Origin of the sequence: Tranquillimonas rosea, assembly GCF_900111315.1 — a bacterium.
In the GTDB taxonomy this organism is placed as follows: domain Bacteria; phylum Pseudomonadota; class Alphaproteobacteria; order Rhodobacterales; family Rhodobacteraceae; genus Tranquillimonas; species Tranquillimonas rosea.
The window spans coordinates 54,320-68,857 of sequence record NZ_FOGU01000007.1 but is presented as its reverse complement, the minus strand read 5'-3'; the positions used below and the strand labels follow the sequence as shown (position 1 = coordinate 68,857).

At 67.5% G+C, this 14,538-nt stretch carries 15 protein-coding genes and 1 tRNA gene; 5 read left to right on the top strand and 11 right to left on the bottom strand.

The annotated features are described in order from the left end of the window. Window positions 1-24 precede the first annotated feature (24 nt). The 3 genes from BMZ25_RS12910 to BMZ25_RS12900 are packed head-to-tail and all read left to right on the top strand — an operon-like array spanning window position 25 to window position 3,438. Window positions 25-762 carry an RNA methyltransferase gene (locus BMZ25_RS12910; RefSeq protein ID WP_092694240.1) on the top strand — a complete coding sequence of 246 codons (738 nt, stop codon included), beginning with the start codon at window positions 25-27 and terminating at the stop codon, window positions 760-762. Between the two features lie 58 nt (window positions 763-820). Further along, window positions 821-1,969 carry a heme A synthase gene (ctaA, locus tag BMZ25_RS12905; RefSeq protein WP_092694238.1) on the top strand — a complete coding sequence of 383 codons (1,149 nt, stop codon included), beginning with the start codon at window positions 821-823 and terminating at the stop codon, window positions 1,967-1,969. After that, window positions 1,966-3,438, top strand: a complete 1,473-nt coding sequence (locus BMZ25_RS12900) for a carboxypeptidase M32 (RefSeq protein ID WP_092694236.1) — start codon at window positions 1,966-1,968, stop codon at window positions 3,436-3,438. Before ctaA ends, BMZ25_RS12900 begins: the two co-directional genes overlap by 4 nt. 6 nt (window positions 3,439-3,444) lie before the next feature. Here the strand turns inward: BMZ25_RS12900 and proB are convergent, their stop codons facing one another. From proB to BMZ25_RS12865, 7 genes are all read right to left on the bottom strand, one after another. Beyond that, on the bottom strand, window positions 3,445-4,569 hold the full coding sequence (gene proB / locus BMZ25_RS12895; RefSeq protein ID WP_235859867.1) for a glutamate 5-kinase: 1,125 nt from the start codon (window positions 4,567-4,569) through the stop codon (window positions 3,445-3,447). Next, window positions 4,557-5,597, bottom strand: a complete 1,041-nt coding sequence (gene obgE / locus BMZ25_RS12890) for a GTPase ObgE (RefSeq protein WP_092694234.1) — start codon at window positions 5,595-5,597, stop codon at window positions 4,557-4,559. The genes proB and obgE overlap by 13 nt, the downstream gene beginning before the upstream one ends. After that, a complete protein-coding gene (locus tag BMZ25_RS12885) occupies window positions 5,594-6,628 on the bottom strand; it encodes a GNAT family N-acetyltransferase (RefSeq protein ID WP_177190463.1) in 1,035 nt (344 codons plus the stop codon). Before BMZ25_RS12885 ends, obgE begins: the two co-directional genes overlap by 4 nt. A gap of 1 nt (window position 6,629) precedes the next feature. After that, window positions 6,630-7,169: a GNAT family N-acetyltransferase gene (locus BMZ25_RS12880; protein WP_092694230.1), complete on the bottom strand. Its 540-nt coding sequence runs from the start codon at window positions 7,167-7,169 to the stop codon at window positions 6,630-6,632. A 261-nt stretch (window positions 7,170-7,430) separates the two neighbouring features. Beyond that, complete coding sequence (gene rpmA, locus BMZ25_RS12875; protein WP_092694228.1) at window positions 7,431-7,700, bottom strand: 50S ribosomal protein L27; 270 nt, start codon at window positions 7,698-7,700, stop codon at window positions 7,431-7,433. Window positions 7,701-7,706: 6 nt separating this feature from the next. Beyond that, on the bottom strand, window positions 7,707-8,384 hold the full coding sequence (locus BMZ25_RS12870) for a 50S ribosomal protein L21 (protein ID WP_092694227.1): 678 nt from the start codon (window positions 8,382-8,384) through the stop codon (window positions 7,707-7,709). 188 nt (window positions 8,385-8,572) lie between these two features. Further along, complete coding sequence (locus BMZ25_RS12865) at window positions 8,573-9,391, bottom strand: DUF2059 domain-containing protein (RefSeq protein ID WP_092694225.1); 819 nt, start codon at window positions 9,389-9,391, stop codon at window positions 8,573-8,575. A gap of 145 nt (window positions 9,392-9,536) precedes the next feature. On the opposite strand from BMZ25_RS12865, the gene BMZ25_RS12860 reads away from it, so the two are divergent. Continuing rightward, a tRNA-Ser gene (locus tag BMZ25_RS12860) sits at window positions 9,537-9,626 on the top strand. A gap of 102 nt (window positions 9,627-9,728) precedes the next feature. Here the strand turns inward: BMZ25_RS12860 and BMZ25_RS20890 are convergent. From BMZ25_RS20890 to BMZ25_RS12840, 4 genes are all read right to left on the bottom strand, one after another. Further along, a complete protein-coding gene (locus tag BMZ25_RS20890; protein WP_177190462.1) occupies window positions 9,729-10,112 on the bottom strand; it encodes a cupin domain-containing protein in 384 nt (127 codons plus the stop codon). A gap of 184 nt (window positions 10,113-10,296) precedes the next feature. After that, window positions 10,297-12,312 (bottom strand): CocE/NonD family hydrolase, encoded by a 2,016-nt coding sequence (locus BMZ25_RS12850; protein WP_092694223.1) that lies wholly within the window; start codon window positions 12,310-12,312, stop codon window positions 10,297-10,299. Next, complete coding sequence (locus BMZ25_RS12845) at window positions 12,309-13,631, bottom strand: ATP-grasp domain-containing protein (protein ID WP_092694221.1); 1,323 nt, start codon at window positions 13,629-13,631, stop codon at window positions 12,309-12,311. The genes BMZ25_RS12850 and BMZ25_RS12845 overlap by 4 nt, the downstream gene beginning before the upstream one ends. Before the next feature lie 32 nt (window positions 13,632-13,663). Then, on the bottom strand, window positions 13,664-13,846 hold the full coding sequence (locus BMZ25_RS12840; protein WP_218142542.1) for a hypothetical protein: 183 nt from the start codon (window positions 13,844-13,846) through the stop codon (window positions 13,664-13,666). A gap of 277 nt (window positions 13,847-14,123) precedes the next feature. On the opposite strand from BMZ25_RS12840, the gene BMZ25_RS12835 reads away from it, so the two are divergent. Next, window positions 14,124-14,381, top strand: a complete 258-nt coding sequence (locus tag BMZ25_RS12835; RefSeq protein ID WP_092694217.1) for a hypothetical protein — start codon at window positions 14,124-14,126, stop codon at window positions 14,379-14,381. Window positions 14,382-14,538 lie beyond the last annotated feature (157 nt).

The following is a 14,538-nucleotide window of genomic DNA, read 5'->3' as shown; positions in this document are numbered from 1 at the left end:
CGACACCCAGCCGGAGACTCCGCAATGCCCGACCAGCCCGCTTTCGTCCTCGTCCGCCCGCAGATGGGAGAGAACATCGGTGCGGCGGCGCGGGCGATGTGGAATTTCGGGCTCGACCGGATGCGCGTGGTTGCGCCGCGCGACGGCTGGCCGAACCCCAAGGCGGTCGCGATGGCGAGCGGGGCGGGACGGCTGCTGGACAACGCGCCTTTCTACGACACGCTGCCCGACGCCCTGGGAGACTGCACCTACGTCTTCGCCACCACCGCGCGGCCCCGCGGCCTGACGAAGCCAGTCTTCACACCCGAGGCCGCGATGGACGAGGCGCGCACGCGGCTGGCGCACGGCGAGAAGGTCGCAGTCATGTTCGGCCCCGAACGCGCGGGGCTGGAGAATGACGACATCATCCGGGCCAACGCGATCATATCGGTGCCGGTCAATCCGGACTTCCCCTCACTCAACCTCGCGCAATGCGTGCTGCTGACGGCTTACGAGTGGCGCCGCCGCACCCTGCCAGCGCCCGCCCGCAGCGACGAGATGGCCGGCACCGAGCCCGCCACCGGCATCGAGGTCGAGCGGCTCGCCCAGCACTACGAAGAGCGGCTGGATCAGGCTGGGTTCTTCTTTCCCGAGGCCAAGGCGGAGTCGATGAAGCGGACGCTGCGCAATCTCTGGAGTCGGATGCCGCTGACCCGCGCCGATGTGCAGACGCTGCACGGCATGATGCGTCAAATGGTGCGGTGGAAAGAGCGCGGCGAGTGACTTGAAGGCCCCCCGCGCGCCCGATACCTAGGCGTCAGCCTTCCGCAAGGGGACGCCAATGGCCCAGAAACGCTCCATCTTCGAAGAGGTGTCCTCTGAGGACACCCGCAAGGCCCCCCGCACCACAGGCACGATCGACGCCAAGCCGCGCGGCGCGCGGCGGGCGATCCGGGCGTGGCTGATGGTGCTGTTCGCGCTGGTCGTCGTGATGATCGCGGTGGGCGGCCTGACACGCCTGACCGACAGCGGCCTGTCGATCACCGAATGGAAACCGATCACCGGAGCGCTGCCGCCGATGTCCGAGGCGGACTGGCAGGCCGAGTTCGAGAGCTATCAGGCGATCCCGGAATTCGAGTTGCAGAACAGCGACATGACGCTGGCCGAGTTCGAGTTCATCTACTGGTGGGAATGGAGCCACCGGCAGCTCGGGCGGGTCATCGGCCTTGTGTGGGCGGTGGGCTTCGCAGGCTTCCTCGCCGCGCGCAAGATCCCGACGGGATGGACGGGGCGGCTGCTGCTGCCGGGCGTGCTGGGCGGCATCCAGGGCGCGATCGGCTGGTGGATGGTGTCGTCGGGCCTGAGCGGCGACGCGCTGGATGTGGCGTCCTACCGGCTGGCGACGCATCTGGGGCTGGCCTTTGTCATCCTCGGCCTGATCGCGTGGTACGTCTTCCAGCTGGGCCGAAGCGAGGCCGATCTACTTCAGGCCCGCCGGGCGCAGGAGCCCAAGATGGTCTCGCTCTCCACCGGGCTGATGCATTTCGCCTTCCTGCAGATCCTGCTGGGCGCGCTCGTCGCCGGCATCGACGCGGGCCGCGCCTTTCCCGACTGGCCGCTGATGGCGGGCGGGTTCCTTCCGCCCTACCCGTTCGACATCCAGCCCTGGTGGCGCAACTTCTTCGAGAATGCGGGCCTCGTGCAGTTCATGCACCGGATGGCCGGCTACCTGCTGTTCGTCTTCGGCATCGTCGCCTGGCTGCGCTCGCGCCGGTCGTCGTTCAACGCCACGCGCTTTGCCTTCAACGCCGTGATGGCGATGATGACGCTCCAGGTCGTGCTGGGCATCGTCACGGTGATCTACCAGGCGCAGTGGCACATCGCGATCGTGCACCAGATCGGCGCCGTGGTGCTGTGGGTGCTGATCCTGCGCAGCCGCCACCAGTCGCGCTTCCCGCGCGCCCAATCCCTCAGAGGAGCCTCTGCATGAGCGCCTATGACGACCTGATGGCCTTCCAGCGCGAGACCGAAGCGCTGGGATCGATCGCGGGCCGCCTGTCCTGGGACCAGGAAACCGTCATGCCGCGCGGCGCGGCCGAGCAGCGCGGCGAGGAGATGGCCGCGATCGAGGGCGTCCTGCATGCCCGCAGGATCGATCCGCGGGTGGGCGAATGGCTGGACAAGGCCGAAGCCCCCGACGCCGTCGGCGAGGCGCAACTGCGCCACATCCGGCGCAGCTATGACCGGACGCGGCGCGTGCCGGCGCGTCTGGCCGCGGAACTGGCCCGGACGACATCGGTGGCGCAGGGCGTCTGGGCCGAGGGGCGGGCGGCCGAGGATGTCTCGGCCTTCACGCCGACGCTGGAAAAGGTCGTGTCGCTGGTACGGGAACAGGCCGAGTGCCTGGCCGATGGCGGCGATCCCTACGACGCGCTGCTCGACGATTACGAACCCGGCGCGACGGCCGACAGCCTGACGGGCATGTTCGGCGCGATGCGCCCCCGGCTCGTCAACCTGCGCGACCGGATTCTCGGCGCCGCGCATCAGCCGCCGGCCGTAGCGGGAGAATTCCCCGAGGCCGCTCAGCTGGCGTTGTCGCGTGAGCTTGCGGGCGCCTTCGGCTATGACTTCCACACCGGGCGGATCGACAAGGCCGTCCATCCGTTCTCGTCCGGCTCGGGTCGTGACGTGCGCATCACGACGCGCACCGCCGCGGACGATCCGTTCAACTGCCTCTATTCGACGATCCACGAGACCGGGCACGCCTGTTACGAACAGGCGATCGATCCGGCCTATGCGATGACGCCCGTGGGCGGCGGCGTCTCGATGGGCGTCCACGAAAGCCAGAGCCGGCTCTACGAGAACCAGATAGGCCGCTCTCGCGCGTTCACGGGCTGGTTGCACGGGCGCATGGTCGACACCTTCGGCGATATCGGCATCGACGATCCCGAGGCGTTCTTCGGGTGCGTGAATCGCGTCCACCGCGGCTTCATCCGCACCGAGGCCGACGAGGTGCAATACAACCTCCATGTCCTGCTGCGGTTCGACATCGAGCGGCAGCTCATCGACGGATCGCTCGCGGTCGCGGATCTGGAAGAAGCCTGGAACGCACGGTTCGAGGCCGATTTCGGCTATCCGGTGGACAGGCCCTCGAACGGCTGCCTGCAGGACGTGCACTGGTCGGTGGGTCTGTTCGGCTATTTCCCGACCTACAGCCTGGGCAACGTCTATGCCGGTTGCCTGCACGCCGCGCTGCGCGAGGCGGTGCCGGATCTCGACGGGGCGCTGGCGGCGGGCGACACCGCACCGGCGACAGGCTGGCTGCGGGACAACCTGCAGCGTCACGGCGGCCTCTACCGTCCGCGCGAGGTGGTGGAGCGCGCCTGCGGCTTCGCCCCGTCAGAGGCGCCGCTGCTGGACTATCTCGAGCACAAGTTCGGCGCCATCTACGGCGTCTGATCGGGGCTACAGAACCATGTCGTCGCGGTGGATCAGCGCCGCGCGGCCGGGGTAGCCCAGCATCTCCTCGATGCGGTCCGAGCGGCAGCCACGGATGGCGCGGGCCTCTTCGGCCGTATAGCGGGTCAGCCCGCGGCCCAGCATCGCGCCGCCGGGACCGCGGATATCGACCGGGTCGCCCCGTCCGAAGCGGCCGATCACCTCGGTCACGCCGATGGGCAGCAGCGACCGGCCCTGTCCCAGCGCCATCTCGGCGCCCGCATCGACCGTCACCTCACCGCGCGACTTCATCGCGGCGATCCAGCGCTTGCGGGCGGCCTGTGGGTCGCCATGGGGCAGGAACCACGTCGCGGGGGCCCCGTCCTCCAGCGCCGCGAGGGGGCGCAGCACCGAGCCTTCGGTGATCGCCAGCGCGCAGCCCGCACCGGTAGTCGTCTTGGCCGCCATGACCTTGGTCTTCATGCCGCCTTTCGACAGCCCCGACCCGGCATCGCCGGCCATCGCCTCGATCTGGGGTGTGACGCTGTCGACCACGTCGAGCCGCCGTGCGGACGGATCCTCGCGGGGATTGGCGGTATAGAGCCCGTCGACATCCGACAGCAGGACCAGCTGGTCGGCGCCGACCGTCACCGCCACCTGCGCGGCGAGCCGGTCGTTGTCGCCGAAGCGGATTTCGTCCGTGGCGATGGTATCGTTCTCGTTCACGATCGGCACCACGCCGAAGCTGATCAGCTGCTCCAGCGTCGCGCGCGAGTTCAGGTAGCGCCGGCGGTCGGCGCTGTCCTCGAGCGTCACCAGAACCTGCGCCGCCGTGATGCCGTGCGGGGCGAGCGCCTCTTCATAGGCGCGGGCCAGACGGATCTGGCCCACGGCCGCAGCCGCCTGCGACTGTTCCAGCGGCAGCGTCCCGGCGGTCAGGCCCAGCACGCCGCGCCCCAGCGCGATAGAGCCGGAGGACACCAGGATCACCGACGTGCCCCGCGCCCGCAGCGCCGCAACGTCTTCGGCCAGTCCGCGCAGCCAGGTGTCGCGCGGGGTGGCGCTGTCGCGATCGACCAGCAGGGCCGAGCCGATCTTGATGACGAGACGCCTGGCCTGTTTCAGGCTCGGGCGGCCGCTCACGGGCTCCACGGCGCGTCCTCGTCCTCTTCGCTAGCCTTCTGACGCAGACGATCTCCCGAGATCTGCGACCGCAGCGCGCGCAGCACCTCGGCCAGCCCCTCTCGGCTGACGGCGGAGATCGGGTAGACCGGCCCCGCCACGGTCTCCAGCGCCTCCTGCTGCATCTGCCGTAGCTCGGCATCGAGGGAATCGACCTTGGTCATCGCCGTCACGCGCGGCTTGTCGGCCAGGATTCCGCCGCCATAGGCCTGCAATTCATCGACGATGGTCTGCCAGTCTTCGGCCGGATCGTCGGCGGTGCCATCCACCAGGTGCAGCAACACCGCGCAGCGTTCGACATGGCCGAGGAAGGTATCGCCCAGGCCCCGTCCCTCGTGCGCGCCCTCGATCAGGCCGGGGATGTCGGCGATGACGAATTCGGCATCGTCCACGCCGACCACGCCGAGATTCGGGTGCAGCGTGGTGAACGGATAGTCGGCCACCTTGGGCCGCGCGTTGGACGTGGCCGACAGGAACGTCGATTTGCCCGCATTGGGAAGGCCGACCAGTCCGGCATCAGCGATCAGCTTGAGCCGCAGCCAGATGTTGCGCTCGATCCCTTCCTGCCCCGGATTCGCGCGTCGGGGAGCCTGGTTGGTCGAGGTCTTGTAATGGACATTGCCCCATCCACCGTTACCGCCGCGGGCGAGCAGCACCCGCTGCCCCAGCTCGGTCATGTCGGCGATCACGGTTTCCTGGTCTTCGTCGAGAATCTCGGTCCCGACAGGCACCCGCAGGGTGATGTCGTCGCCATCGCGTCCGGTCTTCTGCTGACCCTCGCCCGGTCGCCCGGACTTGGCAAAGAAGTGCTGCTGATAGCGGAAGTCGATCAGGGTGTTCAGACCGTCGACGGCCTCGGCCCAGACGTCGCCGCCCCGGCCGCCGTCTCCGCCGTTCGGACCGCCGAACTCGACGTATTTCTCGCGGCGGAAACTGATACAGCCCGAGCCGCCCGCGCCTGAGCGGATCTGGACCTTGGCGAGATCGAGGAATTTCATGGCGTGGGCCTCAACTGGTGGGCGTCAAGCCGATAAAGCACAATCGGCGCCGGCTCAAGCGGTGCGTCCGAGCGGGACGTGCCATCACCCTCGGGGCGGAAGCCTGCGGCGGCAAGCAGGCGGTCGGATGCGGCACCGCAAGTGAATTGGTCGGCGGTGAGATGCCCGAGGTCGAACCGCGACAGGGTATCCGCGGCAAATGCCTGAAGCGCCTCGGTCCCGTAGCCGCGACCCTGGTACCGGGGATCGACGAAGATCATCACCGCACCCTCGCGGCCAAGCGCGACCGCGCCGATCACCTGGCCGGTCCTGAGGCAGATCGCAGCGGCGAAACCGGGCTGCCCGTGATAGCGCCGCTCCGAGATCCACGCCGCCGCCGCATGGACGGGCCACGGCGACGTCACCGCGCCCAACATCGGTGCCACGCGGGGATCGCCGCCGATCCGGGCCAGCGCCGCAGCGTCGCCGGGACGCACCTCGCGCAGGCGGAGGCGCGGCGTCGCAACGCGGAACCGTCGCATCGCCCGCCAGCGCTGCCGCGTCAGGCGCATCACCACCGTCGGCACATCCTGCTGCAATGGCCGGGCAAAGCGCTGCTGGGTGGCTTCGGGAACGAACCCCAGCTTGCCCAGCACACGCGCCGAGCGGCTGTTGCCTTCGAAATACGTGGCCTCCAAGTCGCGGCGGCGTGTGCCCCGGAACCAGGCGTCGATCACGGCGACGCCCGCCTCGGTGCCATAACCCAAGCCCCAGACGCGGCGGTGGAGCCAGTACCCAAGCTCCTCTCCGGTGGAGATCAGGCCGCAGAACCCGCCCGCGTCGCAAATCGCCCAGCATCCCCCCGGCGCCGCCGCGGAGGATGCGATGAAGCGGTGCGCGTCCTCGACGCCATAGGGATACGGCACGGCCGACAACCAGCGCGCGACGTCGTAGTTGCCCACGCCTGCCGCGATGTCGTCGGCGTCATGCGCGTTCACCGGCCGCAAGGTCAGGCGCCGGGTCCGCAACGTATGCCCGGCGCCGCGTCTCATGTCAGCTGGGGGTGACCGTGTAGGTCCAGGTCGGCACCATCGCGCCGCGCGCCACGGAGTAGGCCTCGGCATCGCCGAGATACACGAACCCCGCGTTCGTCAGCACCCGCGCGGACGGGGCGTTGTCCTGGAAGACTTCGGCGAAGATCGTGGCGGACTGGTGCGGGTTGGCCACGAGGATGGACCGCACGGCATCCGACGCGATCCCGGTGTTCCACACCATCGGCGCCACCCAGTATCCGATCTGGGATTGCTGCCGGTCGAGCCGCTGCAACGAGATCACGCCGACAACCTCGGACATGCCGCTCGTGCTGGCATCCATGGCCCACACATCCTCTGTCCGTTCCGGCTGGCCGGCCCGGTCGATATACGCCTCGATGGCGCCGGGCGGCAGCGGGTGCGGAATGGAGCGTGTGCCCCGTGCGACCCTCTCGTCCCCGGCATACATCGACAGCAGACCTGCGTCCGACCTCCTCAGCGGCCGCAGAACGAACCGCTCGGTCTCGATCACCGGCTGTTCGGGACTCTTATCCAGCATCATGCCCTCCCTCCTCCGAGAAGCATCGGCGCCCGCCATCCGGCGGGTTTCACCCTGACAACGCCGCAAACCCCGTCGCGGACGCAATCCCCGTCATCCAGTTTAACACCGGCGGCGCGCGCCGAATGGCGAAAGGACGACGGCACGGGGCCGACCTCCGTCATTTCGGCCCCGAACGGGTGCCGCGTGCCTCGCGGCTCTAATTGAAAAGGGGACCGGCGGTCTGCCGATCCCCTGAAAAGTAACGCGGTTTTCGGGTCCGGCTTACTCGGCGGCCTCCGCCTGCGGAAGCACCGAAATGAACGTACGGCCTTTCAGACCCTTGTGAAAGGTCACGCGGCCTTCGGCCGTGGCGAAGATGGTGTGATCCTTGCCAAGGCCCACGCCCTCACCGGGCCACCAGCGCGTGCCGCGCTGACGGACGATGATGTTGCCGGGGATGACCTCCTGGCCACCGTACTTCTTGACGCCCAGACGGCGTCCCGCGGAGTCGCGTCCGTTCCTGGACGAACCGCCTGCCTTCTTGTGTGCCATCGGTCGTTACTCCTTCTCTGCGAGGATGGCCTTGGCCTGGTCGACCCAGCCTTCCTTCTCGATCTTGCCCTTGAGGTTGGCCTTCTCGTCCCACTCGGCGACGTCATCGGCCGACCACGATGCGATCTGCTCGAAGCTGGTGATGCCGGCCTCGACCAGCTTCTTTTCCAGTGCCGGGCCGACGCCGGTCAGCTTCTTGAGGTCGTCCTCGGCGCCCGCGGGCTCGGCCGACTTCTCCTGCGTGGGCTCCGCCTTCACGCGCTTTTCCATCTCGGCCTGACCGGTACGATTGTGCACGAGGTCGCCCTTGTCCGACGCGACGCCGGTATAGCCGGCGATGCCCGCGCCGACCGCTTCCTTCACGCCGGACTTCTTCGCGCCCGATTCGAGGATGTCGGTCACGCGCAGGAGCGTCAGCTGCTGGCGGTGGCCCTTCGTCCGCTGGCTGCCGTGCTTGCGGCGCCGCTTGACGAAGTTGATGACCTTGTCACCCTTGATCTGGTCGATGACCTCGGCCTGCACGCCGGCGTCGTCCACCAGCGGCGTGCCGACGGTGCCGCCGACCATCAGGATGTCGTTGAACTGAATCTTTTCACCGGCATCGGCCGCGAGTTTCTCGACGCGGAGCACATCTCCCGCCTGAACCCGGTACTGCTTGCCGCCGGTCTTGAGCACCGCAAACATTGCGTCTCTTCCTTTTCTGCCGCGCCCGCTGGTCCCCCGTGCCGGGGTGTTCACGGCCCGTCGTGCGGGCCACCTTGGACAGCGCGTCCCGTCGGGGACGTCGGTTTGAACGAAAACAGGCGGAATCCCCGCCTGCCAGAGCCGGGCTTATCGTCAGAACCGCCCGCGAAGTCAAGGGGCGGAGCGCCTCAGATATCCTCCGAGGCCATCATCCGCGCGGCGCCCTCGCCCAGCCGGCGGCTGAGGTCGACATACATCTCGTCGAAGGCATCGAACAGCGCCTGGTTCATCGCCTGCCCCGCGTCGGTGCGCGAGATGTCGATGTAACGGTTCAGCTCCTCGTCGGAGAGCGGCTGGTAGGCGAGCGTCAGGTAGGAATAGACCCAGTCGCGCGTGTCCTCGCGGATCGCCTCTTCCTGCGCCCAGACATCGCTCAATGCCTGCTCTTCCGTCATGCCGCCGTCGACGACATCGCCGTCCAGGAGCCCGGTGTAGAAGGCATAGTTCGAGTTCATCGCCCCGACGACGTTCGACTCGACCAGATCGTTTGCCTCGATGAACGTCCCGATCAGGTCGATGCGCGGATCGTCGTCGGCCCGCATCTGCGTCACGCGCGCCGCCGCCGCGTCCTCGATCTCTTCGTCGGTCAGCGCCTGCCGCGCCTCGTTCTCCAGCCGGATCACCCGCTGGCCGAGATCGCCTTTGAAGAACTCCACCAGCGGCGCGGTGTCCACGTCGCTGAGCTCCTGGGTGAACCTGGCCCGCACGATGTCGCCCATGCGCCCGGTGTCGTAGAGCCCGTCGACGAGGTTCGTCCACGCCGTACCACCCTGCCCGCCCAGCAGGTCCTGACCCAGGTCCTCGCCGTAGTCGAGCCCTTCCTCGCGCATCACCTCGATCACGGTGCCGAGGTCGAGCGCGTCATAGAGCGCGTCGGCGTCCGTCTGCTGCGCCAGTACGGGCGGAGCGGCTGCGGTCGCACAGAGAAGCGCTAGGGCAAGACGCATGATGACCTCGTTTTTGAAGCGTTCCGAAAAGAGTAGGCACGCCCCGACCGGGTGCCAAGGGCACAGCCATAAATGTCCGGTGAACACGGTGAAGAAAATCGGCTTGCATGCCCGCCGGACATTCACTATCTCGCCGCCAGACCGCGGAGAGGTGCCGGAGTGGTCGAACGGGGCGGTTTCGAAAACCGTTGACCCTGCAAGGGGTCCCAGGGTTCGAATCCCTGTCTCTCCGCCACTTTCCCTCCGTAGTGAGTACCGTCGCGTGGTCGGCGCGACCCTCCAGTCCCCCTCGCGATTCATCCCGACTGGCCGCGACGGCGCGTCAGCGTCAGCTGCGTCACGCGGCCTCGCCGTACTCGTATCCCACCTGGTCGAAGCTTTCGGTCGGGAAGGTGAAGAACAGGGTCATGTCCTCGTCCGCCGCGAAGCCGTGCATGTGGCCCGCCGGGATGAAAAGGGAGTCGCCCGGACGCATCGTGATCTCCCGCGCCCCGAGCCACGCCGTGCCCGTCCCCTCCACGACCGAGATGGTTTCGGTCACGTCGTGGCGGTGCATGCTCTCGGTGTGACCGTCGTAGAGGTAGAAGTAGCCTTGGCACACCTCGCCGGACGGGCCGCCGGAGGCGTCGACCATCAGGCGATACTTGAGCCCGCCGCGTTGCGCCTCCTGCATCACCTTGACTTCGGGTGCTTCGGCCGGGACGTGAAAGGGCTGGGGCATCGGTATCGTCTCCTGTCGAATTCTGTGCGTGAGCGGCCCGGGTACAGCGACCGCACCGGACCGTCTGCGTGGCGGGTGGGGTGCAAACGCACCGTTCCGGCGGGATGTTGCACCGATTGCGGAATGTGAATTCGGGCGACGTTCGACGGCAAACGCAGCCCCCCACACACCAAAGCCCACCGGCTCACAGGAAGTCGCGTGGGATGGTTTCGCTCCAACTGAGACACTCGATCCGGGTGTCGCCCTCATAGGCATCGAGCTCGGCGCTGATGTAGAAGTTCTCGGTATCCGAGGTGAGCCGGGTCCGGGTCCTTGTGCGCACCGACCAGGCCCCGCGCGCGAGGCTGCGGGTCCACTCGGCCTCTCCGACCAGCGAGGTGAAATTGCCCGGCGAGGCGCTGTATCGCTCGACGCAATGGGCGCCGACGGTCAGGTCGATGTCCTCCAGCCGGAACGTGCCGCGGTCGTCGATCACCTCGAGCTCGGACCTCTGGGCGCCGAGATCGTGGTGCACGAGCCAGCGATGCTCGGGCACCTCGATCGCCGTCAGGTCGGGGCCCGGCGCCTGGACGGGCTCGCCGAAGGCTATGTTGGCATCCTCGGCGTCGCGCCGCGGCCGGCACGGGATCGTCACGGTGCTGAGCCCCGTCCAGACGGTCAGCTTCACGTCCTCGGGCGGGGTCCAGGCGAGCGGCCAGTAGACCGTCGAGACCGACAGGCGGATACGATGGCCACGGGGGATGGTCTGCGCGATGTAGTTCATCGGCACGCGCACCCGGTAGCGTTCGCCCGGCTCCAGCGCCTCGGGCCACTGGCGGCTGTTGCGGTGCGTGAGGTTCAGGATGCCGTAGGTGATCCGCGTCACCTGGTGGTCGGGGCGCATGTCCGACAGCCGCACCGCCACCTGGGCCACCGGCCGGTCCGCGGCCAGTTCCAGCTCGACCTCCGGGGCGCCGAGGATCTCGACCTCCTCGTCCAGCGGGTCGGTCTGGAACACCAGGCCGCCACCGTCATCCGTGCGCTGGTCCCCCGCAAGGTCGGGCGCATTGGCGTAGGAACACCACTTGCCGGAGGCCAGCCCGAGCGTGACCGGCGACTGCACGTCCATCGGCCAGACCTCGGCCGCGCCGTCGCGGACCAGAGCGCGGGCGGGCGCGATGGTATAGCGGCGTTCCTCGATGCGCGGCGACGGCCAGGCCTCCTCCCCGACCCACCGACCGGGGCGGTGATCGTATTCGGGGTTGGGCGGCGCACTGTCCTGCATCCAGGCGCAGATCATCGGATCGTCCTCGATCCCGGTGTCGCGCCCCTTCAGCCAGCGGTCCCACCAGCGCAGGAGTTCCGAGAGAAAGTCGATCGCCGGCCCCGGCCGGCCGAACTGGGGATAGATGTGCCCCCACGGCCCGACGAGACCCTTTCGCGGCGTGTCGAGATTGCTCATCAGACGAAAGACGCTGTTGGTATAGCCGTCCTGCCAACCGCTGACCGCGTAGACGGGGATGCGGATCGCCGAAAAATCCTCGCAGACCGAGCCATGCCGCCAATAGGCGTCACGCCTCTGGTGCTGCAACCATGTCTTCAGCCACAGCCCCGAGCCGCGCAGACGCTCCAGCCACATGTCACGCCACCTGGGGCCGACGAGCGCCGGATCCGGCGGCATCGTGTTGAAGGAGAACATCACGCCCGACCACGACAGGCTGTCTCCCAGCAGCGCGCCCCCCATGTGGTGAATGTCGTCGGCATAGCGGTCGTCGCTGGAACAGACCGTGACGATGGCCTTCAGCGGCTCCGGCTGCATCGCGGCGATCTGCAGCGCGTTGAAGCCGCCCCAGCTGATGCCCATCATGCCGATATTGCCGTCGCACCAGGGCTGGTCGGCGATCCAGTGCAGCGCGGCGACGCCGTCATCGAGCTCGCTCTGCAGGTACTCGTCGGTCAGAACGCCCTCGCTTTCGCCACTGCCGCGGATGTCGAGGCGGATGCAGGCATAGCCGTGGCCCGCGAGGTACTTGTGCGTGTGCTCGTCCCGCACCGAGGTGCCGAACCGCTTGCGATAGGGAATGTATTCGAGGATCGCCGGCACGGGCCGGCCGTCCTTGGGCCGCCAGATGCGAGCGGACAGGTGCAGCCCCTCGGTCACCGGGATCGAGACGTTCTCTTCTTCTATAATGTCGTGCGGGAAGTCGTGGACGGTCTTCACGGATACCCCTCCGGCAATGGCTTTATGTGGAAATCCATACTGTCGAGGCAGCGACGATACGCGTCCTCGATGACCTCGTGACCGGCGCCGCCGATGAACAGGTCGGCCAACTCGTAGGTATAGCTATCCTGATCCGGCAGGCTGGACAGGCGCTCGTTTTGTCCGACCAGGACCTGCACCTCGAGATCGGGGATCAACTTCTTGAGGGCAGAGATCTCGTCGTCCGTCGGAACCCGCCGGACGAGGCCGTCCGCCTCGGTCGAACGGATCATGTACTTCGCCGCCATCGGCTGGGCGCCCTGCCCGGACGGCAACTCCGGTTTCTGCCCGAGCGCCAGCTGGATCGCCTGCTTGTGGTGCGATGCGCCGTCCACGATCCGGAAGAGCGGCGAGTGCGATTTCGAGAACCGCGGGTTGATCTCCAACAGATGCAACTCGTCGGTCTCGTCATTCCAGAAGAACTCGACGTTGAAGGGCGCGTCGTCGAAGCCGAACCGCTTGAGCAGCCGTCCCACCGTCGCGGTCGCGGTGTCGATGACCGACTTCGGGATGGCGGCGGGATAGTGATAGCTCGACAGGCTGGTCCCGGACGGCCCGCCACGACGCGACTCGATGGCGCCGTAGATGACGGGCCGCCCCTTTCTGACGAACCCTTCCAGCGTGAACAGGCGCGGGGCCGAGATCAGCTCTTCAGCAAGGGCGAAGTTGCCGTCGATCTCTGCGGGCTGGCCGCATTCCTTGTCGAGATGCCCCAGGAACACGTTGAACGGCTCGCCGTGCTGATGAATATGGTTGCGGCAGGCGTGCAGGCCGGCATCGAAGTCGGCATCGTCCCGGACCAGATGCCCCAGCTTCGACGAATGCGCCTTCACCGGCTTCATCCAGAACGGATACTCCGGCGCGTCGCGATGCGCGGCCTCGGGGGCAAAGGGGTTCAGCGGCACCGTGCGCGGCGTGGTGTCAGGAAATTCCGCGGCCTGTTCCTGCCGCATCCAGTACTTGTGCTCGCACCGCGCGACGGCCTCGGGCGAGGCGCCCGGAAGCCCGAACTTGCGGTTGAGCAGGCTGACCAGTGCCGTGACCGGAAAGTCCAGGTGGCCGATGATGGCATCGGGCCCCTGTGCGAGGTCAGAGATCACTCCCTCGGCACGGCGCAGGAGATCGTCGAAGTCGATCTTGCCCTGGCTCGGCTGGACATCGTCGGACGACAGGACCGGAACGATGTCCCAGTCCGCCGCCTCGGCGATCTCTTGAACCAGGTGAAGGTTGAACGTGTCGCTGCCGACAAGACAGACGACCGGTTTAACTCGTCTGGTCATGTCTCCCCCGACAGGTCAGGAACAGGTGGCGATCAGGCGCGGGCGTCCGCGCCGGCCTTTTTCGCGCAATGGGCGCAGCAATAGACGTCATCGCCTTCTTCCAGGCCATGACCGACCACCCGAACGCCGCATTGCCTGCAGGTGGGCGCGAGCTTCATGATCGCACATTCGAAACTGTCGAAAACGAAGGTCTGACCGTTCTTCTCGATCGTCATCGGGTTGGCATAATCGTTGCCGCAGTGATCGCACTGAGCCATTCGAGCCTCCATTCGATGAGTTGTCATCCGGGCCCTTTTCGGCGTGCCGGATATTCGCAGTCTCAACACACCCCGTCCGAGCGCTGTTCCCCCGATCGCATCTCACGGGAAACGCCCGTCGGCCCGAATTCGCCGGCCTTTCCGCATCTGACCGCCGACGGGCCCGACCGGCCCGAAAGGCGGGAACATTACCCCGCTCGCGTGACTTCGCCGCGAAAACGGAGTGGAGAAAGACATGCAGACCGAAACCGGACCGGAAAGAGGCCCTATCATCTGTCGTGACGAGACCGGCCACCGCTACGAGGTCTACTCGAAACGGATCCCGAGGCGCGTCGTGCACGACGATCGCGCCGAGGCGGCGTTCGGCGGCCCGAGCGGCGACAGGTCGACCGGCTACCTCTACTACCTCGCGGACGAGACCGAGGTCTTCCCCCTGATGACGAACGGCAATTTCCGGGTGGGACATGACGGCCCGGTGATCACGCCGGAATAGCCGCACGCGCCGCTTCACGAACGGCCGTCGCCGGCAAGCACGGAGGTTTGGATGGCAGCGAACGTGATCCGCCTGTCCGTCCGGCGACACGGGGCCGGTACTCCGGCCGCGCTCGGGCACCGTTCCGCGACACCGGCGCTTCAATCGACGGGCATGG